Below are 24,081 nucleotides of genomic sequence, written 5' to 3' on the forward strand. Positions count from 1 at the left end.
GGCAGTTGCCCCCCGGACGCGATCAAGCCATCGAGGGCACGAGTATGTCCGAACACGGCGAGCGTCCAAGCAGTTCCGTCACAAAAATCATGCATCGGTCGCTTATCCGGCGACGGAATTCCGACGATCGTAGAAAGATGTGGCGCTGCTGCCCTGCTTCGGCGCTCCGGCGCGCGCGGTGGGGGCTATCCAGCCCTGAGCGCTCGCGTGGAGGAGGCTGTCCTGGCAGCGAGACGATCGTAGTCTCGACCGAGCCAAGCGAGAAAGTCCTGGTTCCGGGGAGGGCCGTCTGGCCAGCCTGCACGGATGCGATCGGCGAGCTCGAGATCCCAGCTCCCGAGGCCCTCGCGAATCTCGTCCGCCTGCGTGTGATGGTTTTCGAGGAGCACCTCCTCAAGCCCGATACCACCTGGGTTCCACGCGCGGATGCCCTCGCGGATGAGCGAGAGGCGCGCGTCCCAGGGGCCCTTGCGGTTCCAGAGATTGAGCGTGAGGATACGGAGCCGGTTCATCAGGGATCGAGCTAGTACTAGAAGACCGATCACGTTGATCGAGCGAGAAGTGAACCGCCAAGGCGCCATAAGACGCCAAGATTATTGTGATTCTCTTGGCGTCGTTGGCGCCTTGGGTGCGCCAGGCAAAGCCTGGGCGAGGAGGATGCTCATGTAGAAAGCTGAAACCTTGCGATGGAACCCATGGAGGTCCTGCGGACCTCTCCGGCCAAGGCTAGCCCCCAGCCGGAAGCGAGTCTTGCGTGGCTCGGAGGGTAGACCCCGGGCTGCGAAGCGTAGACAGCGAGCGTGAAAGCCTTGTATTGAGCCTCGAAATGCCATGTTTGGTGGGTGCCCAAGCTGTCCAAGAAGCGGAAGGCAACACCGGCGCGCTGGAACGCTGCGTGCGGCGAAGGGCTCGGCGCGCTGGACCCCCCGGGGTCGGAGACCAGGGCGTGCACGCAAGGGTTCCCCAGGAACCTGGGAGGCCCCGTCGCCTCCGCCAAGAAAAGCCCGCCGCAGCGGCGGGTGCGGTACCGCCGAGCGAAGGGAACGAAGCGAGGCGGGAAGGGTGACGAGGCGTCCGAGCACCTCGTAGTAGCGGATGAAGCGGGGGAACCGTCCCGAGGGACCCCGTGGAGCGAAGGGGGTGCCGGGACATGGAACTGCTGGAGGGAAAGATGAAGGAGACACCGGGCTCCCAAAACATCTCCACGAAACTCGAGCGGATAGCGAAGCTGGCGAGGGAAGCGCCTGGCGTGGCGTTCACGACGCTCGCGCACCACATCGACGTCGAGTGGCTGCGCGAGGCGTACCGTCGCACGCGCAAGGACGGCGCCGTGGGCGTGGACGGGCAGACCGCGGACGAGTACGCGGCGCATCTGGAGGACAACCTCCGGTCGCTGCTTGAACGCGCGAAGTCCGGCACGTACCGCGCGCCGCCCGTGAGGCGGGTCCTCATCCCGAAGGGCGACGGGACGCAGATGCGGCCCATCGGCATTCCGACCTTCGAGGACAAGGTCCTGCAACGCGCGGTCGTCATGGTGCTGGAGGCGATCTACGAGCAGGACTTTCTACACAGCTCGTACGGCTTCCGGAGGGAGCGTTCTGCGCATCAAGCGCTGCACGCGCTCCGTGACCAGGTGATGCACATGGGCGGCGGCTGGGTCCTGGAGGTCGACATCCGGAAGTTCTTCGACACCCTCGACCATGGCCACCTCCAGGAGATCCTTCGCCGAAGGGTGCGCGATGGGGTGCTGCTGCGGCTCATCGGCAAGTGGTTGCATGCGGGCGTGCTGGAATCCGGGGCCGTGTCCTTCCCGGAGTCTGGCTCGCCTCAAGGCGGCGTGGTCTCGCCACTGCTGTCGAACGTCTACCTGCACGAGGTACTGGACGTGTGGTTCGAGCAGGAGGTGAAGCCGCGACTGCAAGGCCGCGCGTTTCTCATCCGGTACGCGGACGATTTCGTCCTGGTGTTCTCGCACGAGGAAGATGCTCGTCGCGTTCTGGCCGTGCTCCCGAAGAGGTTCGGCAAGTACGGCCTTGCGCTCCACCCGGACAAGACCCGGCTGATCGAATTTCGTCGGCCTGACCGTCAGCCTCCCTCGGAGGATCGATCGGATCATGGACCCGACACGTTCGACCTGCTGGGCTTCACCCACTACTGGGGCTTGTCTCGTCGAGGCAGGTGGGTGGTCAAGCAGAAGACCGCCTCCGGTCGCTTTCGCCGCGCGCTGAAGCGGGTCGCGGCGTGGTGTCGGCAGCATCGGCACCAGGCGCTCGGGGAGCAGCAGCGATCGCTCGCGCAGAAGCTGCGAGGTCACTTCGGGTACTTCGGCATCACGGGGAACTCCGAGGCGATCAGCCGCTTCCGCGAGCTGGTCATCGGCATCTGGTGCAAGTGGCTCGGTCGTCGCTCCCAGAGAGCGCGGATCAACTGGGACCGCAGGCACATGCTGCTGGAACGCTACCCCCTCCCACCTGCCCGGGTCGCGAGGCCGTACTCACCCGCGTAGCGAATCCATGTTGCGAAGAGCCGGATGCGGTAGCCCCGCACGTCCGGATCTGTGGGGGCCCTGGGGGAGCAATCCCCCAGGGCTACCCGAGCGGTTCGAATTCTGCTCTCTTCTGGCGGTTTCAACCCGTTTGTCGCTCTAGGCCTCGAAGATCTCGCGCACGCGGCCGAGCTCTGCCGGCTCCACGAGCACTTCGAGCCTGTCGCCGGCCTCGAGGATCGTCTGGCCTCGGGGCACGACGGTCCCGCCCTCCCGGTGAATGGCGCGAATGAGCACGCCGGCAGGCAGGCCGAGCTCAGCGATACGCTTGCCGACGACGGCGGCCCCGGACACGAGCTCGAACGCGCGGGTCCTCGGCTCTGTGCCGGCGAGGGTGTGGGTCGCCGGATCGTAATGCGCCGCGAGCTCGTTCACCACGGTCTCCGGCGAGAGGGGCGTGCTCGTCGTGTAACCGGCGCGAGCGAGCAAGTGCGTCGCCACGGGCATCGTCAGCGCAACGAACGCGATGATGACGATGGCCCGGGTGGTGACGGCCGGGTCGTAGAAATGAAGGGCGGAGGCCGAGATGATGCACGTCATCCCGAGCACCGAGGCCTTCGATGTCACCTGGAGGCGCGTGAACAGGTCCGGCATGCGCAGGATGCCCACGGCCGCGAGCAGCATGAAGATGCATCCGACGACGAGGAGCGCGCCCTCGACGAGCTCGAGGATCACGACGCCTCCCCCTGCCGCTCGAGGTAGTACGCGAACGCGATGGTGCCGAGGAAAAAGATGAGCGACAGCACCATCACCGCGTCGAGGAGGACGCCGTGGTCGGTCACCATCGCGTAGAGGGCGATGCCCCCGCTGCCGACCGTCGCCATGAGGTCCATCGCGACAACGCGGTCGGGGAGGCTCGGCCCGAGCAGGAGGCGGATGAACGCGACGACGAACGCCACCGTGACGACGGCGATCGCGAAGAGCAGGAGCGGGGTCATCGGAAGAGCTCCTTCACGCGGCGCTCGAGGTCGCTCTTGATGGTCGCGCGCAGCGCGTCGGCGCTGTCCACGAACATCGCATGGACGAAGAGGACCGTGCGGTCGCCCGAGACGTCGAGGCCAAAGGTGCCGGGCGTCAGGGCGAGGAGGATCGTCAGCACGGTGATCTCGAGATCGGTCGTCAGATCCAGGGGGACCGCGACGATGCCCGGGCGGCTCTCTCGCCTGATCGAGATGACGTCGCGGGCGACCCTGAGGTTCGCCCGCACCATCTCTTTCACATAGAAGAGCATGAACGACAGCACCCCTGGCAGCTTCTCGAAATAGGTCGTGGGGCCGATCAGGCGCCGGAGCCAGAGGAGCAAGAGGTACCCGAGGAGGAAGCCGAAGACGAGGCCCCCTGCGGTGGCGCGGCCTGTCAGGCCCACCCAGACGATCGCCAGGAACAGATTGAGAACGAGGGCTCTCATGGGCGACCCTCCCCCAGCACGGCGCGCACGTACTCGGTTGGATCGGCGAGCTGCGCGGCGGCCCGCCGGACGACGGCGAGGAGCGGCTCGGGCGCCATTCCGAGCGTGACGCCCAGCGCGGTCAAGAGGACGACCGGCACGTACAGGAGCGCAGGGCGCCGCGTCCCGCTCTCGCGCGGGGCGAGGTCGGCCCCGGCGGGCGCGGGCTTCCAGAAGGCCTCGTTCCATATCTTCGTCATCGAAATGAGGGTGACGAGGCCGACGGCGAGGCTCGTGGCGACGACGGCCGCGGCCCCGCGCGAGCCGACCTCGAGCCCCGATCGCACCAGGATGAGCTTGGCCCAGAAGCCCGACAGAGGCGGCATGCCGGCGAGCGAGAGGGCCGTGACGAGGAAGCAGGCGGAGAGCCCGGGGCTCCGCGCGAGGAGCCCGCCCTGGAGGTCGAGGCGAGCGTCTTTCCCCCCGGATTGCATGATCCCGCTGATGAGGAAGAGGTTCGACTTGATGATGGCGTGGTGCAAGACGAAGAAGATCGCCCCCGAGAGGGACGACAGCGTGAACAGGCCGAGGCCCATGACCATGTAGCCGACCTGGCTCACGCTGTGAAACGCGAGGATCCGCCGGACCTCCCGGTGGGACACCGCGCCGAGCACGCCGACGGCCATGGTGAAGGCCGCGATCCCGAGGAGGAGCGCGTGGGTGGCCTCCCCGTCGCTCACGAAGAGGAGGGTGAAGCTGCGCACGAGGGCGTAGACACCCACCTTCGTCAAGAGCCCCGCGAACAGCGCGGTGACCGTCACGGGGGGCGTGTGATACGAGTCCGGCAGCCAGAAGAAGAGGGGGAAGACAGCGGCCTTGATGCCGAACGCGACGAGGAAGATCATCGCGAGGGTGAACCGGATCGGCGGCGCGAGGCTCGGCAGCTTGAGCGAGAGGTCGGCCATGTTGAGGGCGTGCACGGATCCGTAGAGGATGCCGAGGCCGGTGAGGAACAGGGCGCTCGAGATCAGGTTCATCGCGACGTACTTGATCGCGCCCTGCATCTGCGGCCGCTCGTTGCCGAGCACCAGGAGGACGAAGGACGCGATCAGCGTCACCTCGAACCAGACGTACAGATTGAAGAGGTCGCCGGTGACGAAGACCCCGTTCGTGCCCATGAGGAGCACGTGCATGAGCGGGTAGAACCCGTGCGCCCGCCGCCCGCGGTCGATGTCCGACACGGAGTAGATCGACGTGACGACCGCGATGACGCCCGAGAGCAGGACCATGAGCGCGGAGAAGAGGTCGACCACGAAGGTGATGCCGTACGGCGCGGGCCAGCCGCCGAGCTGGGTCGATTGAATGCCTCCCCGGTGCACGGCGCGGAGCAGGGCGAACCCGACGGTGAGCTGAAGGACGCTCCCCGCGAGCCCGAGCGCGCGCTGCCTCCCCACGCGCCGGAAGGAGAGGAGCGAGAGGGCCGCCGTGGCCAGGGGGACGAGGACGGGCAGGACGAGGAGCACCTTCATGGGCGGGTCGATTCGAGAGAGTCGATGTCGTCGCTGCCCATCGTCCGATGAACGCGATGAAGGAGGACGACGGCGAACGCGACGACCGCGAAGCTGATGACGATCGCCGTCAGGATCAGCGCCTGGGCCACGGGATCGGCCGGCGGCGCGTGGAAGGCCCCTTCGCCCTTGGGGATCAGCGGGGGACGGCCGCGGACGACGCCGGCCGCCGTGAGGATGAGGAGGTTCGTCCCGTGCCCGAGCAGCACGAGGCCGAAGGCGAGCTTCACGATGCTGCGCCGGAGCATGAGGAACAGCCCCGACGCGTAGAGCCCGCCGACGACGATCGCGAGGAGGACCGTCATGAGCTCATCTCCGCGGCCATGAGGAGGATCATGAGCACCATGCCCATCACGGCGGCATACACGCCGACGTCGAACAGCACCGGCGTCCCCACCGCGACGTCGCCGAGCCCCGGCACGGGGACGGTCGCCCACACGCCTTGCAGGAAGGATCCGCCGGCCACGAGCCCGACGACGCCCGAGAGAAGGATCGTCGAGAGCCCGAGCCCCATGAGCGTCTGGGGCGCGACGCGGAGCAGCCGCCGCGTCGAGGGGACGTCGTGAGCGAGGATGTGGAGCGAGAACGCCGCTGCGATGATGAGCCCGCCGAGGAACCCGCCCCCGGGCTCGTTGTGGCCGCGGAGGAGCGCGTAGATCGAGACGATGATCAGGAGCACCATCAAGACCGGCGTGACGGCGCGCAGGATGACGGAGGGCATGGCTCAGGCGCCCTTCCGCGCGCGCGTCGCGAGCAGGGCATAGACCCCGATCCCGGCCACGCAGAGGACCGTGGACTCGCCCAGCGTGTCCATCGCCCGGAAATCCACGAGGATCACGTTGACGATGTCCCGCCCGTGGGCCTCCGGGTATCCCTTCGCCACGAAGAACTCGCGCAGGATCGGCTCCGGGGAGAGCGTCGACGACATCAGGATCAACAGGGTCACCGTGGCCCCGAAGATCGCGGAGACGATCGCGTCCGGGATCCACACGCGCGCGGGGGATCGGGGCACGAAGCGCGGCAGGTGGTGCAGGACGAGGACGAAGATGACGACCGTCAGCACCTCGACCATGATCTGCGTCAGCGCGAGATCGAGCGCGCTGAAGATCACGTAGACGAGCATGACGCAGAGGCCGATCGCGCCGAGCGCGGCGACGACGGCGAGGCGCGATCGCGTGCGCGTCGCCATGGCCGCGGACGCGAGGATCACGCCCGCGAGCACGAGCTCCGGGAGCTCCACCGTGAGCGACGGGATCGTGAAAGGGAGGCTCCGGAGCAGAGGCGTCCCGACGAGCACGACCGTCGTCAGGGCCGTGATGAGCAGATAGCGGCGCAAATGCCCCGTCTGGAGCCGCCCTGTCAGCCACTCCGCGAACCGGAGGAGCCCCGCGAAGGCAGCGTCGTACACGCGCGCGGGGCCCCAGGCGCCGAGGCGCGCGGCGGCGTCGAGGAGGCGCCCTTCGCGGCCGGAGAGGGCGCGGAAGAGCCCGAGGCCGGCGAGGAGCGTCGCGACGCTGAGCCCGAGCACGGGGGTCAGGCCGTGCCACAGGTGCAGCTCGAGCGGCGCGGGCCGGCCGAGGATCGCTGTCGCCGCCGCGCTCGGGAGGTCGCCGAGGAGCCGCGGCGCCACGCCGAGGACGAGGCTCGCCGCCGCGAGCGTGGCTGGCCCGAGCCACAACGACAGCGGCGCTTCGTGGGGGAGCGCGGGCGCCGCCGGAGGACCGCCGAAGAAGGGGCGATGGGCGACGACCAGGCTCACAACGACCAGGAGGGCGCTCGACAGGACCGCGGCCCCGGCGAGGACCGCCGTCATCGAGGGCGGCCCGAGGACGGCCTCGTAGAAGAGCTCTTTCGACAGGAAACCGAGGAGCGGCGGCGCCCCCGCGCTCGAGATCGCCGCCAGCACGGCCGCCGTCGCGGTGATCGGCATCCGCCGCGCGAGGCCGCGCAAAAGGGTGACGTCGCGGGTCCCGGTCTCGTGGTCCAGGGTCCCCGCGGTCATGAAGAGCGCGCCCTTGTACAGCGAATGCGCGACCAGATAGACCACCGCCGCGGAGACGGCCTCCCGGGTCCCGATGCCGAGGAGCATCGTGAGCAGGCCGAGCACGCTCACGGTCGAATAGGCGAGGATCCGCTTGAGGTCCTTCTGCGTGACAGCGAGCGCCGCGCCCGCCACCATCGTGGCGGCGCCGAAGCCCGTCACGACGAGGTGCCATTGCCGCGTGGCGCCCAGCGTGGGATGCAGGCGCGCGAGCAGATAGACGCCGGCCTTCACCATCGTGGCCGAATGCAGGTAAGCGCTGACCGGCGTTGGCGCCTCCATCGCCCGAGGGAGCCAGAAGTGAAAGGGCACCTGCGCTGATTTCGTGAAAGCCCCCGCGAGGACGAGGAGCAGGATCGGCAGGTAGAGGGGGCCTTCGCGGACGACGTCGCCCGAGAACCGCGAGATCTGCGTCTCTCCCGTGACAACGACGAGGAGGACGAGGCCCGCGAGCATCGCGAGCCCGCCGCCGCCCGTCACGAGGAGCGCCGTCAAGGCGGCCTTGCGCGCCTCCGGCCGCTCGTGGTCCCACCCGATGAGCAGATACGAGCTCACGCTCGTGAGCTCCCAGCACACGAAGAGGAGAATGACGTCGTCGGCGAGCACGAGGCCCGCCATGGATCCCGTGAACAGGAGCAGGTAGGCGTAAAACCGCCCGAGCCGCGGGTGCGAGCGCAGGTATTCGCTCGCGTACACGAAGATCAGCGCGCCGATGCCGCAGATGAGCCCGAGGAACACGAGCGAGAGCCCATCCAGCCTCACCGCGAGCGCCACGCCGAGCGACGGGATCCACGGCAGCGACGCGTGGTGGGCCTCCCCCCCGGCGAAGGGCCCCGGGACGAGCCGCGCCGCGGACACGAGCACCGCGAGCGGGAGCGCCGCGAAGAGCCAGCCGGCCGGGCGCCCGAGCCCGCGGTAGAGGGCCGGCGCCAGCAGCGCTCCGACGAACACGCTCAGGACAGCCCACAGCATCGCGGCAGGTTCCCCTTCGATGCCGGCGAGGGTCCGAGGCGTTCGGGCCTACGGCCTGCCGGGCGAGCTCGACGCGCTGCTTGCCCTCGTTCCCGCGGCGCCGGCGAGCGCGATCAAGCGCGACCGGGCGAGCGCGCCGTGCCGAGCAGCCCGCCTCGTCGCGGCCGTGCGCTCGATGGCGCTGCCGCGATGCGCGGCGGGCGCAGAGCATCGGATGCGGCATGGATGCGCAGCGCGCCAAGGCGAGGCCCGCCGCCCGCCGCCCGCTCGCGGCGCTGCTCCTCGCAGCGCCGCTCCTCCTGGCGAGCTGCGGCCGGCCGTCCGCTCGGGCGCCCGCCGCCCGCCGGGTGGAGCCGGGCGTGCGGGCCGTCCTGGAGGCGCACGGCGCGCCTGCGCTCCCGGCGCCGCCGGCCGCGGAATCGGTCCCGCTGCTGCTCGTCGCCGACGCCGCGCCGAGCGCGCCCGCGCCCCTGAAGCGCCCGCCGGGAGCGGCGCCGCCGGCGCCGGAAGCCGTCGTGTCGGCGGCCGTGCCGTTCCCGCCGGGCGCGCTGCGCGACGTCCGGCTCATCCGCCTGCGCGACGCGCGCGGCGCGGCGGTCCCGCTCCGCGCGAAGCCGCTCGCGATCTGGCCCAGGGGCCGCTCGATCCGCAGCGCGCTCCTCGTCTTCCGCGCCGCGCTCGCGCCCGGAGAACGAGCGATCTACACGCTGAATTTCGGCTCCCCTTCGCCATCGTCACCTTCGCAGCGCGCCGACCGCCAAGCCCCTCAGGCCGCCCCGCTCGCCCAGGTCCCGCAGCCCTTCCAGGTCCCTCGGGCGGCCGTGCTCGACGAGGCGCTCCTGCCGAACCCGGACGGCCCGATCGCGGCGGTGCTGCCGCCGTCGTGGTACGCGGCGAGCCTGGTGTCCGGGCCGCAGCTGCCGGCCATCGACGACCGCCGCTTCCCCGAGTTCGAGGCCCGCATCGAGGGCGCGCTCGCCCGCATGACGCCCGCCTACGACGCGTACGGCGTCAGCTGCGCGGCCCCGTACCGCACGTACTACGACGGCCCGCACGCGCTCTACCAGCGCTTCCTCCGCAACGGCGACGCCGCGCGCTACCGGCGCGCGCGCGCCGAGGCCGTCTGGTACCGGCAGCACGAGCTCAGGTTCTCGCCCGATCGCCGCCTCGCGGTCCACGTCTGCGAGCGCGACGACTGGAGCCCGGCGGCGCCCCTCTCCTGGCGAGTCCTCCGGCGCATGCTCGGCCAGGGGATGGTCGACGACTACCTGCTCACCGGCGATCCTGCGGCCAGGGAGGCGGTCCTCGCCATGGGCGAGGCCCTCCGGCAGAACCAGGCCGCGCTCACGGGCGGAAGGGAAGACGTGCTGCGCGTGACCGAGCGCAACATGGCCTGGGTGATGATGACCCTGTCGAGCTACTACGCGCTCGACCCGCGGCCGGAGCTCCTGTCGACGCTGCGCGGGCTCGCGGATCGCACGGTCGCGTGGCAGCGACAGGGCGCGTCGGGCGCGTTCGAGCACGACCTGACCCGCGCCGACCCGTCGGAGTGCGAGCGCGGCCCGCGCGGCGGCTCGCCGTTCATGACCGCGCTGCTCGTCGACGCGCTCATGGACTACCACGCGCTCACCGGCGATCCGCGCGTCCGCGAGGTGGTCGCGCGCGCGGCAGGCTGGCTCGCCGAGCGCGCCATCACCTCGGACGGGCGCGCGTTCCGGTACCTGTGGGGCTGCGAGACCGACGCGTACGACGACAGCGGGACCGCCGACCTCAACCTGCTGATCGTGCCCGTGTTCGGCGCCGCCTACGCGCTGACGCGCGAGCCGCGGTGGATCGAGGTGGGCGACGCGCTGGCCGACGTCGGCGTGAAGGAGATGCTGGTGAAGGAGCCCAAGCACTGGAACCAGGCGATGCGCGCGTTCGGGCGCTACCTGGGGTACCGGGCGGCGCTCTAGAGCGGCGGTCACCCGCTTCGGATACGGGCCCACCTCGACGTTTTCGGTGCTCAGCGCACAGGAGTGCGCTTCCGCGCCGAAAACGCCGATCTGGACCCGTCTCCTGTGCGGGTGACCGCCGCTCTGCGACGCTCGTGCCAGGGGCGGGTGGGAACCGCTCTAATGGCCGCTCCGGCGCCCGGGCGCGGCGCCGTTGCGGGCGTGTTTGCCGCTTTCGTGCAGGCCCGCCACGCCGCCGCCGGCTTGCCGGAGCGCATAGCCGATGCCGCTCTGCAGCGTCCCCTTGGTCACCACGGCGCCGAGATCGACGCCCAGATCGATGAGCGTCTGCGCCAGCTCGGCGCGGATGCCGGTGATCACCGTCTTCGACCCGAGCAGCCGCAGCGCCGTCGCCGTGCTCATCAGCGTGCTCGCGACCGCCGAGTCGAGCACCGTCACCCCGGTGACGTCGATGATGACGACCTTCGCCCGGTTCGCCTGGACGCCGTTCAGCGCCGCCTCGAGCGCCTGCTCCGCTCGCGCGGAGTCGATCGTCCCGATGAGCGGCATCACCATGATATGATCGGTGATCGGGATGAGCGGCGTCGAGAGCTCGGCGAGCCGGGCGCTCTGCGCGTCGATGACCTCCGCCTGCAGCGCGGCGCGCTCCTCCTCGGCCCGGGCGCGCTCCACGAGCTCCCGCTGCAGGCGCTCGTTCGTCTGGCGGAGCTCCTCCGTCTGGCGCGCCACCTCGGTCTCCAGGCGCTCGTTCGAGCGGCGGAGCTCGGACGTCATGTCGGCCAGGTGCCCGTACAGCAGGGCGTTCTTCACGGCCACCGCCGCCTGGGAGGCCAGGAGCCCGAGCGTCTCCAGCTGCGCCGCGAGCAGCGGCTCCGGCGCCGCGTCGCCCTCGATGTAGAGGACGCCGATCAGCTCGCCCTGGCACATCATGGCCAGGCAGAGGATCGACCTCGGCCCCTTCCCGGCGAGGTACCGCGCGTCCTCCGGGCGAGCGTCGCGGCCCGTGTCCCAGACGAAGACCGATTGACGGGTCCTCGCGACCTCCTCCACGAGCGACACAGCGAGATCGGCGCCCGGGCCCACCGGCGCCGAGAGCCCGAGCACCACCGTATCTGGCTCGCTCGTGATCGACGCCTCGATCACCAGCCCGGACTCGCGCGAGAGGACGAGGACGCATTTCCGCGCGCCGGCGTGCTCCAGCGTGAGCCGCATCAGCCGGTCGAGCACGTCGTCGAGGACGATCTCGCCCGAGACCGCCTGCGCCGCGCGGATGACCGTCGCCATCTGCGCCTGCGCCTGCGTGAGCCCCTCGAGCGCGCGCTCCAGCGCCACCGTGCGCTCTCCCACGCGCCTCTCCAGCTCCTGCGTGAGCCGCTGCAAGGCCGCCTCCGCCGCGATCCGCTCGTCCACCTGCGCGGCGAGGCGCATCGTCAGCTTCCTGAGCTTGGTGTGCACCCGGACGCGCGCGAGCAGCTCCTCGTCCAGGAACGGCTTGGCGAGGTAATCGACGGCCCCGAGGTTCAGGCCCTTCACCCGGTCCGCAGACAGGTCCGTGCTCGCCGTCATGAAGATGACGGGGATCGCGGCCGTGGCCGGGTCCCCCTTCAGCCGGCGGCACGTCTCGAACCCATCCATCCCATCCATCTTCACGTCGAGCAGGATGAGATCCGGCAATCCCTCCCTCGCGAGCCGGAGGGCGCGCGCGCCGTCCACCGCCACCGCGACCTCGAAGCCTGAGCCCGTCAGGGTATCGGACAAGAGACCGAGGTTCCTCGGGTTGTCGTCCACGATGAGTATCGTCCCGGCTTCACTGGCATCCATCGTTCTACCCTCCAGGAAGCGCGCGCTCCCATTGCCACGACCAAGGCGCGCGCCGTCCAAGCAACGTCAATCGCGTAGGTGCATCTTGATGAAATCTTCCACGGGTTCCATCTTGAAATCCTGCATCAGGCGGCGCAGGTGCCTGCAAAACGGCGCGAGCTTCGGATCGGCGCGATCGAGCCTGTCGAGGTGCTTCTGGAGCTGGTTGAAGAGCCCCCTGTGCGCGAGATCGAAGAGCAGCCGCAGATCCTCGGCGGCGGGGGCGGTCACCGGGAGATCTGCGCCGCCGGCGAGCTCGGGTGAGCTCGGGTCGCGGTGGGCGCCGGCGGGCGCCTCGCCCGGCGCGGCAGGATCGCCCTGCTGCTCGTAGACCCACGAGAGCCCGAGGTGCCGCTGGATCTTGTCGTAGAGCTCCTCCAGCTGCAGCGGCTTCGGGAGGAAATCGTCGGCGCCCGCGGCCAGGCTTTTGTCCTGATCGGAGAGGAAGACGCTCGCGGACGACGCGAAGATCTTCAATCCTGCTCGACCCGGCGCCTTCCGGAGCAGCTGGATCATCTCCCAGCCGTCGAGCTCCGGCATCGCGAGGTCCGTGATCACCAGGTCGAACTCGCGCTCCGACGCCGCCGCGAGGCCCTCCTTGCCGCCCGTGGCCTCGGACGTCTCGAACCCGACGGACTGCAGCATCTTCACGAGCACCGCGCGGTTCTCGGGCTGGTCGTCGACGACGAGGACGTGGCGCCGCCTGCCCTCGTAGTCGGCGACCGCCGAAGCGGGCCGGAGCGCCGTGGGCTGGGTTCGCCGGGGCGACTCGGCGAGGACCACGTCCATCCAGAACACGCTCCCCTTGCCGGGCTCGCTCCTCACCTCGATGGAGCTGCCGAGCAGCTTCATGATGCGCTGGCTGATCGCGAGCCCGAGCCCCGTCCCGTCGACGCGGCGCTTGCCGTCGCTGGCTTGCTTGAACGGGAGGAAGATCTGGTCGAGCTGATCCGGGCTGATGCCCGTCCCTGTGTCCTCGATCTCGAAGCGCACCCGGTGCGTCCTGCGCGGCGCGCTCTGGATCGCGGCGGAGTCCGGCGCGGAGCCGTGCGGCGGGCGCGGCCCGTCGCCCAGCCGCTTGATCGTGAAGGAGACGCGGCCCTTCTCGGTGAACTTCACGGCGTTGCCGAGCAGGTTGATCAGCACCTGCCGCAGCCGCCGCTCGTCGGCGTAGACGTCGGTGGGGAGCTCGGGATCGGGCGTATACACCAGCGCGATGCCCTTCTCCTCGGCGCGGATGCGGCAGATCTCGGCCGTCGATCGCAGGAACGAGGGCAGGTGGAAATCGTTCGCGTGGGCCTCCATCGCCTGCGCCTCGATCTTCGCCAGATCGAGGACGTCGTTGATCAACGTGAGCAGGTGGGCGCCGGAGCGATGGATGACGTCGATCCCGCGCAGGTCCTGCTCGCTCAGCCCCCGCGAGCGCCGGAGGATCTGCGCGTAGCCGAGGATGCCGTTGAGCGGCGTCCTGAGCTCGTGGCTCATGTTGGCGAGGAAGTCGCTCTTCGCCTTGTTGGCGGCGTCCGCGGCGACCTTCGCCTCCTTCAGCTCGGCCGTGCGCTGCTCGACGCGGTGCTCGAGCTCCTCGAACGACCCCTGGATCTGGCGCGCCATCTGGTTGAACGACTCCGCCAGCGTGCCCATCTCGTCGTGGGATCGCACCTCGACCGCTGTGTCGAGCTTCCCGCTCGCCAGCTGCGACGCCGCCTGGGCGAGGCGGGTGATCGGCCTCGTCAGGACCTGCGCCATCAGGACGGCGACCGCCGTGACGATCGCGGCGATCAGCGAGGCGAGCAGCAGCGCGTCGCGCGTCGTCCTCTCCTCGATGGGCTCGAGGAACGCCGCCTCCGGCCGCACGAACGCCACGGTCCACGGCGGCTTCTTCATGCCGTCGAAGGCGCTCACGCGCGCGAGGGCCACCGCGCTCATGGGGGCGCCCCGCGCGGCCATGCGGGCCTGCAGGAAGCGGCTCGCCGTCGAGGTCGGGTCCTGCTCGCGCTCGAACCGGCGCAGCCCCTCGTCGAAGGCCTGCACGTCGGTCGACAGCTCCGCGGCCGGCTTGTCCGGCAGCCGCCGCTCCGCCTTGAGCCGGCCTTCGAGCTCCGGGGCGAGCGGCACCAGCGACTTGAACACGAGCTCCGGGGAGCGGCCGTGCGCCAGGCGGACGTGGTGCTCGTCGAGGAGGATCGCGAACGCGTCCGACGCCTCCAGGAGGCGCGTCTGGGAGAGGATGATCCGCTGGACGGCGGACAGGTTGTAGGTGCACCGGAGCACGCCGATCGTCTTCTTCTTGTTCAGCGCGTCGCGGACGGGGCTGCTGAAGACGAGCTGGGGCACGTCGCCGGCGAACACGACCGACGACGCGTACGGCAGGCCCGTCTCCATCGCGCGGACGAAGTAGTCCCTCCTGGATTCGTCCCTCTCCGCGGGCGTCTGCACCGTGTCGAGCACGTTGTGCCCGCGCTCGTCGAGCAGCGCATAGGAGAGGATGTTGATCGTGTCCTTCCGGATGAGGCCGTGCAGCGTCCTCGACGCGAGCGCGTGCGCCTCGCTCCCGCTCCTCCGGGCCTCGTCGTCGAGGCTCAGGTAGCTGGTCAGCCCGGGCAGGCGGGCCTCGACGCGGACCGCGTCCAGGTTGCTCTCGATGAAGTCGTCGACGCTTGTCGCGGCCTGCGACGCGGCCGCGGCGAGCGCCTGGTTGGCGCTCTCGGTCAACACCATCTCGTTCGTCCGCTTGTTCAGGAGCGTGAGGATCGAGAGCGGCGCGAGCGCGACCGTCAAGAGCGCCACGATCAGCTTCATGCGGAGGGTGATGAGCGGGACCTGCTGCTGCATTGCGCGACTCATGGCGTTCGTCGAACCTCCGTGGCGATGCTCTCCAGGTGCTCCGCGGCCCGCGGCGGTCACTCGCGGCCCGTGGCGGGCGGCAGGAAGGACGAATCGAAGATGTTGTCGAGGTCCGGGCGGCGCCCCAGCTGCCCGTCCTGGACGAGAAAATCGATGTGCTTGTTGACGAGCGGGGCCAGCGACGTGGGGTCGTTGTTCGGGGCGAACCTCCGTCGGACCTCCTCCAGCGAGAAGAGCTCGTATCCGTCCGTGCTGATGTCCGAGGCCGGGATCTTGAGCGCCTTCGCGATGATCTCGTTGCCCTCCTGCGGGTGGGCCTTCCAGAACTCGACGGCCTGGAACCACGCCCGGATGAAGGCGCGGACGTCGTCGGGCCGGTCGCGCAGCACCGTGCTGCGGAAGAGCGTGAAGTCGGCGAACAGCGCGGGCGTCTCCTTGCTCGAGAAGATCGCCTTGGCGCCGGACTTCGCCGCCTGCGTGACATAGGGCTCCCAGGTGTGCCCAGCCTGGATCGTATTGTTCGCCAGGAACGGGGCGACGTCCGTCTCGCTCACGTTGACAAGCGTCACGTCGTCGATGGCGAGCCCGTTCCTCTCCAGCATCTCGCTGACAAGCATCTCGCCCATGGCGCCGGTCTTGGCCGCGATCTTCTTCCCCTTGAGATCGGAGATCGTCTGGATCTCCGGCCGCGCCATGATGACGTCGGCGCCCGCCGTCTGGCCGGAGTAGAGGACGACCCGCGCATCGGGCTCCCTCGCGAGGATGCGCACGACGACCTCCATGGTCCACGGCAGGCCGTCGACCTTGCCCGCGGTGAAATCGGAGATCATGCCGTAGAGATCCGGGTTGACGACGAGCTCCACGTCGACGCCCTGCTGGTCGAAGAAGCCCTTCTCCTCGGCGATCGACAGCGGGAAGTACCCGACCCAGCTGCCGTGGCTGACCCGGAGCGGCGGCCGCGCGTCCTTGCCCCGATCGCCGGGCGAGGGCTCCGGCTGGCACGCCGAGGCGAGGACGGACAGCGCGGAGACCGCGAGCCAGCCGATGGTGCGTCGCGCAACCGATGTCTTCATGGTCTCTCGGGGCTCCTTCCCGGGGCGTGTCGTGCGGGCCGCGCGCGCCGCCCGGCGGCGCGACAGCGCGGAATGCGCGCCGATCGCCGCGCGCCGTGCTCCCGGCGCCGAGACGACGGCCCGGCTGCGAGGCCCCCCTGCATGTTGCGCAGCCTACCATGAACCGCCGCGGCGCCGCGATGCTCTGCGACCGGATCACGGCGATCCGGGGGCGCGGCTCGAGGTCGCCGGCGCCGTCTGCCCGGCTGGACTGCCTCGCACCGTCGCGAGACCTCGGTAGGTAGCTCGGCGCAGGTGTGCCGAAGGCATCGATTGCTGAAGCAAAACCATTGCGATATTGCAATGCGAGCCGGCCACGACTACCCTTAAACTCAGCCTTCGCGTCTTATCGTCTGCTTGCCATTCGAAATCAGTTGAAGAGAACCCCACTCATCGGAGGTGACTCATGGCCTCGTACTTTGTCGTGCGCGACGTCCTCTCCCGTCTCGTCGCGGCGTCGGCGCTGCTCGTCGCCCTCGCGGCGGGCCGATCCGCCGACGCGGCGTCGTCTTTCACCCTCTTCGAGAGCGGCCATGTGCGTCCGCTCGCGCTCTCGCCCGACGGAAAGCTGCTATTCGCCGTGAACACGCCCGACAACCACCTCGAGGTGTATCGGGTCAAGGATCAGGGTATCGAGCACCGCGCCTCCATCCCCGTCGGCCTCGAGCCGGTGGCCGTGGCGGCGCGGAGCGATACCGAGGTCTGGGTCGTCAACCACCTGTCGGACAGCGTGAGCGTCGTCGAGCTGACCCAGGGGGCGCGCTCGGGCCGGGTCGTGCGGACGCTGCTCGTGGGCGACGAGCCGCGCGATATCGTGTTCGCGGGTCCTGGAAGGCGCCGCGCGTTCATCACGACGGCGCACCGCGGGCAGAACATCCCGTTCGATCCCCAGCTCACGACCCCCGGCGTGGGCCGGGCGGACGTATGGGTCTTCGACGCCAATCACCTCGGGTCGACGCTCGCCGGCGCGCCCCTCACGGTCGTCACGCTGTTCAGCGATACCCCGAGGGCGCTCGCGGTGACGCCGGACGGCAGCAAGGTGTATGCGGCGGCCTTCCACTCCGGGAACCGCACCACCGCGATCCACGAGGGCATCATCCCGAACGGCGGAGAGGCTGCGGGGGGCGTGCCCGGGCCGGCCACCAACGCGGAGGGGATCCCGCACCCGGAGACGGGGCTCATCGTCAAGTTCAATGGCTCCCACTGGGTGGACGAGCTGAACCGCGTCTGGGACGGCTCCGTCCGGCTCTCGCTGCCCGACAAGGACGTGTTCGTCATCGACGCGAACGCGAACCCGCCGAGGCAGCTGCCCGGCGCCGCCGGGTTCTACACCGGCGTCGGCACCGTCCTCTACAACATGGCGGTCAACCCGGTCAGCGGGAAGGTGTACGTGTCGAACACCGAGGCGCGGAACGAGAAGCGCTTCGAGGGGCCCGGGATCTTCGCCGGCCAGACGGTGCGAGGCCACCTGCACGAGAGCAGGATCACCGTCCTCGGCCCGGCGGGCAGCGTCAAGCCGAGGCACCTCAACAAACACATCGATTACGACGCGTGCTGCGCCCCGGTCCCGAACGCCGAGAACCAGAAGAGCCTCGCCCTCCCGCAGCAGATGGCCGTCACGAAGGACGGCAAGACGCTGTACGTGGCGACGATAGGCTCGTCCAAGATCGGGGTGTTCAGCACGGCCGCCCTGGAGAACAACACCTTCGTGCCGAGCGCCTCCAAGCAGATCCCGGTGCCCGGCGGCGGCCCGACGGGGCTCCTGCTCGACGAGGCGCGGCGGCGCCTGTACACGATCACGCGCTTCGACAACGCGATCTCGATCCTCAGCACGACGACCAGGTCCGAGATCGCGCACGTGCCGATGCACAACCCGGAGCCGCCGAGCGTTGTCGCCGGCCGCCGGTTCCTCTACGACGCGTCGTTCGAGTCGAGCCACGGCGACTCGTCGTGCGCGAGCTGCCATGTTTACGGCGATTTCGACAGCCTGGCCTGGGATCTCGGCAATCCGGACGGCGTTGTCGCCGACATCCCGGGGCCGTTCGAGTCCCACCCGCTGGATTTCGGGATACCCGACACCCACCACCCGATGAAGGGGCCGATGACGACGCAGAGCCTCCGCGGGATGGCGAACCACGGGCCCATGCACTGGCGCGGCGATCGCACCGGCGGCGATGAGGAGCCGAGCGCGCACCCGGACAGCGGGACGTTCGACGAGGTGACGGCGTTCATGGAGTTCCAGGCCGCGTTCACGGATCTCCTGGGGAGGAGCGAGTTCATCCCCGAGGTCGACATGCAGGCGTTCGCCGATTTCATCCTGCAGGTCACCTATCCGCCGAACCCGATCCGGGCGCTGGACAACTCGCTCACCCCGGCGCAGCAGGCCGGGCGCGGCTTCTTCTTCAACAACGTGTCCGACTTCAGCGAGGAGGGCACCTGCGTCTCGTGCCATGTGCTCGACCGCCACGCGAACGAGGAGTTCGGCGTCGACGCGCCGGGCTTCTTCGGCGGCGATGGCCGGTACACGTTCGACCTGGAGACCGAGGCCTTCAAGTCGCCGCACTTCCGCAATCTGTACCAGAAGGTCGGCATGTTCGGGATGGCGAACAACGAGCTCTTCCCGGGCAGCGACGCGCACATGGGCGACCAGGTCCGCGGCTTCGGCTTCAACAACGAAGGGGGCGTCCCGACGCTCTTCCGCTTCGTGAGCTCGGCGACCCCCGACATGGGGTTCAACCAGTCGCCGCTCACCCCGGGCGGGTTCCCGCCGGGGCCGGAGGGCGACGTGATGCGGCGCGAGGTGGAGCAGTTCCTGCTCGCGTTCGACAGCAACCTGGCGCCGATCGTCGGGCAGCAGGTGACGCTCACCCGGCACAACGCGGCCGTGGTCGGGCCGAGGATCGATCTGCTCCGCGCGCGGGCTGATGCAGGGGAGTGCGATCTGGTGGTCAAGGGATCGCACGACCACGAGGCGGCCGGGTTCCTCTACGTCGGCGCGGGCCTGTTCGTCGGCGACCGGCTCTGCGACGCGCCGATCCGCGACGCGGCGCTGCGGCACCGGGCCTCGCGCAACCGGGGCGAGCTCACGTACACGTGCGCGCCGCCGGGCTCGGGGGTGCGGATGGGGCTGGATCGCGACGGCGACGGCTTCCGCGACGGCGACGAGGAAGACGAGGGCAGCGACGCGGCGGACCCGTCGAGCACGCCCTGATGAGGATCGCGCCGCGCCCCTCGCTCGCGCGACTGCCCACATCATGAAACCGCTGCTCGTCGCTCGGCGTGGCCCGGCGACGAGCAGCGGGAGGGGCGGCGCTACCCCGCCGGCCGGAGCCGGAATGCGCCGCAGTCGGGGTATTCGATGCGTCCGGCGAAGAGCGAGCCGTCGAACGCGAGGTCGCCCTTCATGCCCACGGTGACGTAGTTGGGCGGGCGCTCGAGCCAGGCGCCGGGCGAGAACGATGCCGTCCGCGTCTCGGCGTCGTAGCGGCCGCTCATGAGGTATTTGCCGGCGGCGCCGGACTCGGCATGATGAAAGCCGAACACGGCCTTGATCCTGTCGCCCTTGACCTCCAGGATCCGGAACGTCATCTCGGTCGTGCCTTGCGGGCAGTCGTAATCGCCGATCCAGGTCCGTGTCTGTTCGAACGGGTTGTCGCCGGGGAACTCCTCCGGCACCCAGCCGTCGGCCGCCGTTGTCGTCGCCGCCGGGGGCGGATCCTGGAGGACGATGTAGACCGTCTCGGCGGCGGGCGGCGGCTCCGGCGCGCGCGGCTCGGCCAGCGTGGGCGCGGGGCCGCACGCGGCCAGCAGGAGGGCCGCGCATGCGGCGCAGCGCAGGGCCGAGCGCCGTCGGGGGGCGGGGGCGTTCGCGGTACCCATGCGCGGGAGGGTACCATGGAGAGGGCCGAGCGCGGAGCGTGCTTCAGCGGCGGCAGCCGATGCGCTCGGTCGCGACGACGACATCGTCGTAGAGGATGGTGTGTGTGTCGGAGACGGTCATGCCGAGCTCTTCCATCTCCGCTCGCCGGCGCGCGTCGGAGTCGCGCTCGTAGTAGGCGTCGAGCATGAAGCTCTTGAAGCGCACGTCATCGCTCGATCGGAAGTCGAAGCCACCGAACGGCTCGGGCGGCGTGCACGCGCTGAAGTCGCACCCTCCCGTGTGGAACTGGGCGCGGAGCCAGGTGCCGTCGGGGTAGCCGGGGCGGTAGTCGCCGATCGCCACGCCGTCGATCCAGAACGCGAGCGCGCCGTCGCTCTGGCCGACCGTGTTGGCGCGCGCGTGCATCTCGACGCAGAACCACCGGTCGCGCGGGAACGGCGCTTGATCCGGCGGCTGGAAGACATTCCCGTAGTAATACGTCGTGCCTTGATCGCCGGCGCAGCCAGGGGTGGCGGTCCCGTCGTTGCAGCGCCCGGAGCGCATCTTGTACCAGTAGGCGTAGAAGTTGAAGACGTCGTCGGTGGTCGTGTCGAAGTCGAACCAGAAGCCCTCGTCTCCTGGTGGCACCGTGTTCGCGCGGCCGCTGCTGTCCCAGCTCTCGGTGCCCGCCGCCATGCGCACCCAGTGGTGCGGGTTCGGGGCGAGCTCGGGGAAGCGCACATGGAAGCGCCAGTAGAGCGCGTCGACGCGCTCATGGGTGACCCACGTGGACGACGAGATGTACGTCTCCTCCGCCAGATCGGCGGTCGTCACGGTCGAGCGGAGGTAGCCTTGCCCGGCGTGGGCCGTGGCCGGGTCGGTCTCGATGTGCAGATAGCGCGTGTCGGCGGTGGGCCCGTCCCAGCGCCCCCAGCCCTGCTCGAAGTCGTCGTGGAAGAGCACCGCGGGGTCACCGGCGAGCCCCACGTCGTCCGCGTAGCGCTCGCTCAGCGTGCCGGACGGCGACGTGTCGCCGCCGCCCGCGCCGCCATCGCTCGTTCCGCCGCCGCCGCCGCCATCGTTCGGTCCGCCGCCGCCGTCGGGGTGCGGCGAGGGCACGTCGGGCCCTGAGCCGCCGTCGCCGCCGTTGCTCGGCGTGGAGTCGCAGGCGGCGAAGAACAGCGCGATCACCAGGAGAAATTGCAGATGGTTCTTCATCCTTCCACGCTATCCGCTGCTCCGCCGCCTGCGCGAGCGCCCGGTCCAGAAAAGCGGAGGACCTCATGGCGGGCGGTGTAGGTTCGCTGTCCTGCAAGCCGCGGTCAGAAACAGGGGGTGCATGCTCGTCCTTCTATTCGCGCCACGCGGCCGCCTCACGCTCGATGTCCTTGATCTCCGAGCTCGACCGCGCGAACGAGAGTGCACCCGTGTTGTGTCGTGCCTGCGCGCTGCTCTTCGCGCCCGGTACGGAGACGACGTTCTTCTGGATCAACCAGTGCAGGGCCACATGGCAACGGCTCCTGTCGCGCACCTCGGGGAGCTCCCGGAGCAGGCCGACTAGTCGCGATGGAGGCACCGGTCTCTCGCGTCAGCTCTCAGACTGCGCGTTCGAGGCGCCGTGGCCGTACATCCCCGCGGTGTCGAACAAGCGGGCGCCGCTCGCGATGCTCACATCGACAACCGCTCCCTGCTTGTCCAGGCCCCGACCGATCAGGCGGTAAGCCGTCTGCCCGACATACGACGTACGGTGCGCCGGTCTGCCGCGGCGCGCAGCGCCGTCGGCAGCAGCGAGTCGTTCCGCAGTGCGGGGCGTCAGGATAATCCTACTTGACAAATAGATCTGCAACCTTCGACGCGAGTTTGAGCCTGGCAAGGCTCGTGTAGCGGGGGCCTTGCATGGAGCCCGTCGGGGCGTTCGCGAAGGGGATAGGACCAATCGGCTTGGGGGCCTCCGAGAAGACCAGTCGATATTTCCCCTCGTCCCCGTAGGGCTCGATCGCGCGCACCGGCGCATAGTGAGTAATCGCGGATATCGGGGCGGTCTGATACGCAGCGATGTACTTGATTCGCGTCAGCATGCCACCGCTGACCCTGATCGCATACCAGCAGTTTTCGGCCAGGAAAACGTCACGAAACCCGTCCTCTTGAGCGGGAACTACAATGGTGTCGCGATCGTCGATCTGCGACACGGGCACGGCAGCCGCGCGTGGTGTGTTGGACGAAGCGATGGGGACGGGCTTCTCAAAGACGCGAACGCCCAGAAGTGGAAGGATGCGAAGGAGTTCTCGAAGGAATCCCTGCGTGTCCGCCTTTTCGGCCTCCGTCAGGCCGGGCTCTCGAGGGGCGTTCGCGTTGTTCAAATGGCATCGCCCGGCATTGCGGGCTCTCTCCAGTAGCGCGTATTCCAGCCAGGTGATGTGCGCGCGGTTCAGACCGCTGTTGCTCGAGACGAAGGCGTATCCCCACTCCCAGAACTCTTTCTCGGCATAGTGAGCCCTGATTCGCTCGCCGACGCCGTCTCCTTGGCCGACGTAGATCGTTGGTAGATCGTCGGCGGATCCCTCTTCCGTGCCGCTCAGGACGTACACCCCAGCTCTTGCGAACTCCGGCCGCGCAGCAATCTCTGGCCACAATAGCCGAGGAAAGGCGACTCCTACACCGGTCCAGTTAAGCCGATCGACAATCTTCAGTCCTTCTGGATCGCCGGCTGGGACGTAGATTCGTATGGTGTACGGTTCGGCCATGTCTCCTCGCGGGTTGTAGGATTACGTGGTCTCAAATGTGTGATGTAGCGGGAGGTCCTGGCTGTCGAACGCCTTATGGCTGTGCTGCGGTGCACCGGCCAGGCGAGTCGTCAGCACCCGAATCTTGCTCGGTGGTGAGCGCTACGGCCATCCTCGACTACTTCCGCGCATGGCGCGTCAGGTCCAGCCGGTGACTCCGGGGAGCTTCGCGAAGAGTCGCTCAGCTATCTCGAACACGTCCTTGGGAGCGTACGCCCGTCCCAGCTTTGGGGTCCAATATCGACCGTGCGCGAGCCAATGGCGAAGGTTCAGCGCCGCCCTGAACTCGGACACTGCGGATTTGCACTCCGCGTGGTGGGTGACCCAAGTGGCCAGTAGATCTTCATCGAGCCGTACGCTTGCTTCTTTGTCCTTGTACAGCTCGCGGTAGGTTCTGCTGACGGGATCCTTCGCTTTGCGCTGGACTCGAGAGAGATAATCGACGCGGAGCACGGCTTCAGCTTCGGCAAGCGCCAAAAGGCTCGCCGCGGCATCGAGTTCGCGGCGCGCGTCCTCGAGGTAGACGGTTACCTCCTCCTTCGTCATACCCAGAACTGCATTCGGAACCGGGAGGTGTTGAGCAATCAGATCCAGTATCTTGAGTTCGCGGTCGTCAATGGCAGCTCGCATCTCGAGATGCCACTGCCGAAGTTGCGAGGCGCGCGGTCGGTCCGCGAAGAAGCTCATCCGTCGAGAAGCTCCCTTAACGCGTCCGCGAACGAGTCCTCGGTGACGGGTTCAGTACGAGTGATCGGGCCTCGCACGAGGAAGTGCCATCCGCGGTCCGGCAGCAGCACAATGGGCAGCGTGCGGGCATCACAGGTCATGTCTACGCGAGCTGAGGCGCCGGCAATGGTGCCCGTACGAGGCGCGAAGAAGACCTCCGATACCCCGACAATCAGCTTCATGCTTTCCTCGGAGAGCATACCGAGCTGCTCGTCAGAATGGACGTAGGAGCCCCTCTCCAGCTCGACGATGCCCTCGTCGACCGACGGCTTGAGCCAGCCCTCGATGCGGTTGAAGAGATCACCGATCGCAGCGCTGCGCAGCTTGATCTTCTCTTCCTTGTCGGCGAGGCGCCCCGATTCCTCATCGCGCGCTTTCTTGTCCTTCAGGAAGGTCTTCAGGGATGCGGCCGAGCTCATGCTTCAA

Annotated in this window: 20 protein-coding genes; 3 read left to right on the top strand and 17 right to left on the bottom strand. The window is 69.1% G+C overall.

The features are described 5' to 3' along the window. Positions 1-185: 185 nt before the first annotated feature. On the bottom strand, positions 186-581 hold the full coding sequence (locus tag WMF22_RS10605) for a hypothetical protein (RefSeq protein ID WP_438035663.1): 396 nt from the start codon (positions 579-581) through the stop codon (positions 186-188). A 590-nt stretch (positions 582-1,171) separates the two neighbouring features. Between WMF22_RS10605 and ltrA the strand changes: the two genes are divergently transcribed. After that, positions 1,172-2,506, top strand: a complete 1,335-nt coding sequence (gene ltrA / locus WMF22_RS10610) for a group II intron reverse transcriptase/maturase (RefSeq protein ID WP_438035664.1) — start codon at positions 1,172-1,174, stop codon at positions 2,504-2,506. A gap of 138 nt (positions 2,507-2,644) precedes the next feature. Here the strand turns inward: ltrA and mnhG are convergent, their stop codons facing one another. The 7 genes from mnhG to WMF22_RS10645 are packed head-to-tail and all read right to left on the bottom strand — an operon-like array spanning position 2,645 to position 8,513. Continuing rightward, positions 2,645-3,220: a monovalent cation/H(+) antiporter subunit G gene (gene mnhG / locus WMF22_RS10615; RefSeq protein ID WP_438035665.1), complete on the bottom strand. Its 576-nt coding sequence runs from the start codon at positions 3,218-3,220 to the stop codon at positions 2,645-2,647. Then, positions 3,217-3,483 carry a monovalent cation/H+ antiporter complex subunit F gene (locus WMF22_RS10620; RefSeq protein WP_438035666.1) on the bottom strand — a complete coding sequence of 89 codons (267 nt, stop codon included), beginning with the start codon at positions 3,481-3,483 and terminating at the stop codon, positions 3,217-3,219. The genes mnhG and WMF22_RS10620 overlap by 4 nt, the downstream gene beginning before the upstream one ends. Then, a complete protein-coding gene (locus tag WMF22_RS10625; protein WP_438035667.1) occupies positions 3,480-3,953 on the bottom strand; it encodes a Na+/H+ antiporter subunit E in 474 nt (157 codons plus the stop codon). The genes WMF22_RS10620 and WMF22_RS10625 overlap by 4 nt, the downstream gene beginning before the upstream one ends. Continuing rightward, a complete protein-coding gene (locus tag WMF22_RS10630) occupies positions 3,950-5,461 on the bottom strand; it encodes a proton-conducting transporter transmembrane domain-containing protein (RefSeq protein ID WP_438035668.1) in 1,512 nt (503 codons plus the stop codon). Before WMF22_RS10630 ends, WMF22_RS10625 begins: the two co-directional genes overlap by 4 nt. Next, the gene (locus WMF22_RS10635; protein ID WP_272101619.1) at positions 5,458-5,805 is read right to left on the bottom strand and encodes a Na+/H+ antiporter subunit C; all 348 of its coding nucleotides are present in this window, start codon (positions 5,803-5,805) and stop codon (positions 5,458-5,460) included. The genes WMF22_RS10630 and WMF22_RS10635 overlap by 4 nt, the downstream gene beginning before the upstream one ends. Beyond that, positions 5,802-6,221 (bottom strand): Na+/H+ antiporter subunit B, encoded by a 420-nt coding sequence (locus tag WMF22_RS10640; RefSeq protein WP_438035669.1) that lies wholly within the window; start codon positions 6,219-6,221, stop codon positions 5,802-5,804. The genes WMF22_RS10635 and WMF22_RS10640 overlap by 4 nt, the downstream gene beginning before the upstream one ends. A 3-nt stretch (positions 6,222-6,224) precedes the next feature. Further along, the gene (locus tag WMF22_RS10645; protein WP_438035670.1) at positions 6,225-8,513 is read right to left on the bottom strand and encodes a putative monovalent cation/H+ antiporter subunit A; all 2,289 of its coding nucleotides are present in this window, start codon (positions 8,511-8,513) and stop codon (positions 6,225-6,227) included. Between the two features lie 221 nt (positions 8,514-8,734). Between WMF22_RS10645 and WMF22_RS10650 the strand changes: the two genes are divergently transcribed. Beyond that, a complete protein-coding gene (locus WMF22_RS10650; protein WP_438035671.1) occupies positions 8,735-10,468 on the top strand; it encodes a hypothetical protein in 1,734 nt (577 codons plus the stop codon). A gap of 159 nt (positions 10,469-10,627) precedes the next feature. Here the strand turns inward: WMF22_RS10650 and WMF22_RS10655 are convergent, their stop codons facing one another. The 3 genes from WMF22_RS10655 to WMF22_RS10665 all read right to left on the bottom strand — a co-directional run bounded on the left by WMF22_RS10655 (position 10,628) and on the right by WMF22_RS10665 (position 16,248). Further along, positions 10,628-12,289: a response regulator gene (locus tag WMF22_RS10655; RefSeq protein ID WP_438035672.1), complete on the bottom strand. Its 1,662-nt coding sequence runs from the start codon at positions 12,287-12,289 to the stop codon at positions 10,628-10,630. A 66-nt stretch (positions 12,290-12,355) separates the two neighbouring features. Beyond that, positions 12,356-15,175, bottom strand: coding sequence for an ATP-binding protein (locus WMF22_RS10660; RefSeq protein WP_438035673.1), 2,820 nt, complete (start codon positions 15,173-15,175; stop codon positions 12,356-12,358). Between the two features lie 56 nt (positions 15,176-15,231). Continuing rightward, positions 15,232-16,248: an ABC transporter substrate-binding protein gene (locus WMF22_RS10665; protein WP_438035674.1), complete on the bottom strand. Its 1,017-nt coding sequence runs from the start codon at positions 16,246-16,248 to the stop codon at positions 15,232-15,234. A 445-nt stretch (positions 16,249-16,693) separates the two neighbouring features. Here WMF22_RS10665 and WMF22_RS10670 point away from each other — a divergent pair, with 445 nt between their 5' ends. Further along, on the top strand, positions 16,694-19,498 hold the full coding sequence (locus WMF22_RS10670; protein ID WP_438035675.1) for a hypothetical protein: 2,805 nt from the start codon (positions 16,694-16,696) through the stop codon (positions 19,496-19,498). 101 nt (positions 19,499-19,599) lie between these two features. On the opposite strand, the gene WMF22_RS10675 is transcribed toward WMF22_RS10670, so the two are convergent. The 6 genes from WMF22_RS10675 to WMF22_RS10700 form a co-directional block, all read right to left on the bottom strand. Next, a complete protein-coding gene (locus WMF22_RS10675) occupies positions 19,600-20,166 on the bottom strand; it encodes a hypothetical protein (RefSeq protein WP_438035676.1) in 567 nt (188 codons plus the stop codon). Between the two features lie 43 nt (positions 20,167-20,209). Beyond that, the gene (locus tag WMF22_RS10680) at positions 20,210-21,364 is read right to left on the bottom strand and encodes a hypothetical protein (RefSeq protein WP_438035677.1); all 1,155 of its coding nucleotides are present in this window, start codon (positions 21,362-21,364) and stop codon (positions 20,210-20,212) included. 133 nt (positions 21,365-21,497) lie between these two features. Further along, positions 21,498-21,722, bottom strand: a complete 225-nt coding sequence (locus tag WMF22_RS10685; protein ID WP_438035678.1) for an aldo/keto reductase — start codon at positions 21,720-21,722, stop codon at positions 21,498-21,500. A 247-nt stretch (positions 21,723-21,969) separates the two neighbouring features. Next, positions 21,970-22,890 (bottom strand): GIY-YIG nuclease family protein, encoded by a 921-nt coding sequence (locus tag WMF22_RS10690; RefSeq protein WP_438035679.1) that lies wholly within the window; start codon positions 22,888-22,890, stop codon positions 21,970-21,972. 177 nt (positions 22,891-23,067) lie between these two features. Beyond that, positions 23,068-23,616, bottom strand: coding sequence for a hypothetical protein (locus WMF22_RS10695; protein WP_437769168.1), 549 nt, complete (start codon positions 23,614-23,616; stop codon positions 23,068-23,070). Beyond that, positions 23,613-24,074 carry a hypothetical protein gene (locus WMF22_RS10700; protein WP_438035680.1) on the bottom strand — a complete coding sequence of 154 codons (462 nt, stop codon included), beginning with the start codon at positions 24,072-24,074 and terminating at the stop codon, positions 23,613-23,615. The genes WMF22_RS10695 and WMF22_RS10700 overlap by 4 nt, the downstream gene beginning before the upstream one ends. Between the last annotated feature and the right edge of the window lie 7 nt (positions 24,075-24,081).

The sequence above is a fragment of the Sorangium sp. So ce204 genome (assembly GCF_051526795.1).
Classification (GTDB): domain Bacteria; phylum Myxococcota_A; class Polyangia; order Polyangiales; family Polyangiaceae; genus Sorangium; species Sorangium cellulosum_B.

What these genes read in the sequence shown, in the direction of transcription:
- WMF22_RS10605 (WP_438035663.1), bottom strand. Translation starts at nt 581, where the DNA reads ATGGCGCCTTGGCGGTTCACTTCTCGCTCGATCAACGTGATCGGTCTT.
- ltrA (WP_438035664.1), top strand. Translation starts at nt 1,172, where the DNA reads ATGAAGGAGACACCGGGCTCCCAAAACATCTCCACGAAACTCGAGCGG.
- WMF22_RS10620 (WP_438035666.1), bottom strand. Translation starts at nt 3,483, where the DNA reads ATGACCCCGCTCCTGCTCTTCGCGATCGCCGTCGTCACGGTGGCGTTC.
- WMF22_RS10625 (WP_438035667.1), bottom strand. Translation starts at nt 3,953, where the DNA reads ATGAGAGCCCTCGTTCTCAATCTGTTCCTGGCGATCGTCTGGGTGGGC.
- WMF22_RS10630 (WP_438035668.1), bottom strand. Translation starts at nt 5,461, where the DNA reads ATGAAGGTGCTCCTCGTCCTGCCCGTCCTCGTCCCCCTGGCCACGGCG.
- WMF22_RS10635 (WP_272101619.1), bottom strand. Translation starts at nt 5,805, where the DNA reads ATGACGGTCCTCCTCGCGATCGTCGTCGGCGGGCTCTACGCGTCGGGG.
- WMF22_RS10640 (WP_438035669.1), bottom strand. Translation starts at nt 6,221, where the DNA reads ATGCCCTCCGTCATCCTGCGCGCCGTCACGCCGGTCTTGATGGTGCTC.
- WMF22_RS10645 (WP_438035670.1), bottom strand. Translation starts at nt 8,513, where the DNA reads ATGCTGTGGGCTGTCCTGAGCGTGTTCGTCGGAGCGCTGCTGGCGCCG.
- WMF22_RS10650 (WP_438035671.1), top strand. Translation starts at nt 8,735, where the DNA reads ATGGATGCGCAGCGCGCCAAGGCGAGGCCCGCCGCCCGCCGCCCGCTC.
- WMF22_RS10655 (WP_438035672.1), bottom strand. Translation starts at nt 12,289, where the DNA reads ATGGATGCCAGTGAAGCCGGGACGATACTCATCGTGGACGACAACCCG.
- WMF22_RS10660 (WP_438035673.1), bottom strand. Translation starts at nt 15,175, where the DNA reads ATGAGTCGCGCAATGCAGCAGCAGGTCCCGCTCATCACCCTCCGCATG.
- WMF22_RS10665 (WP_438035674.1), bottom strand. Translation starts at nt 16,248, where the DNA reads ATGAAGACATCGGTTGCGCGACGCACCATCGGCTGGCTCGCGGTCTCC.
- WMF22_RS10670 (WP_438035675.1), top strand. Translation starts at nt 16,694, where the DNA reads ATGGCCTCGTACTTTGTCGTGCGCGACGTCCTCTCCCGTCTCGTCGCG.
- WMF22_RS10675 (WP_438035676.1), bottom strand. Translation starts at nt 20,166, where the DNA reads ATGGGTACCGCGAACGCCCCCGCCCCCCGACGGCGCTCGGCCCTGCGC.
- WMF22_RS10680 (WP_438035677.1), bottom strand. Translation starts at nt 21,364, where the DNA reads ATGAAGAACCATCTGCAATTTCTCCTGGTGATCGCGCTGTTCTTCGCC.
- WMF22_RS10690 (WP_438035679.1), bottom strand. Translation starts at nt 22,890, where the DNA reads ATGGCCGAACCGTACACCATACGAATCTACGTCCCAGCCGGCGATCCA.
- WMF22_RS10695 (WP_437769168.1), bottom strand. Translation starts at nt 23,616, where the DNA reads ATGAGCTTCTTCGCGGACCGACCGCGCGCCTCGCAACTTCGGCAGTGG.
- WMF22_RS10700 (WP_438035680.1), bottom strand. Translation starts at nt 24,074, where the DNA reads ATGAGCTCGGCCGCATCCCTGAAGACCTTCCTGAAGGACAAGAAAGCG.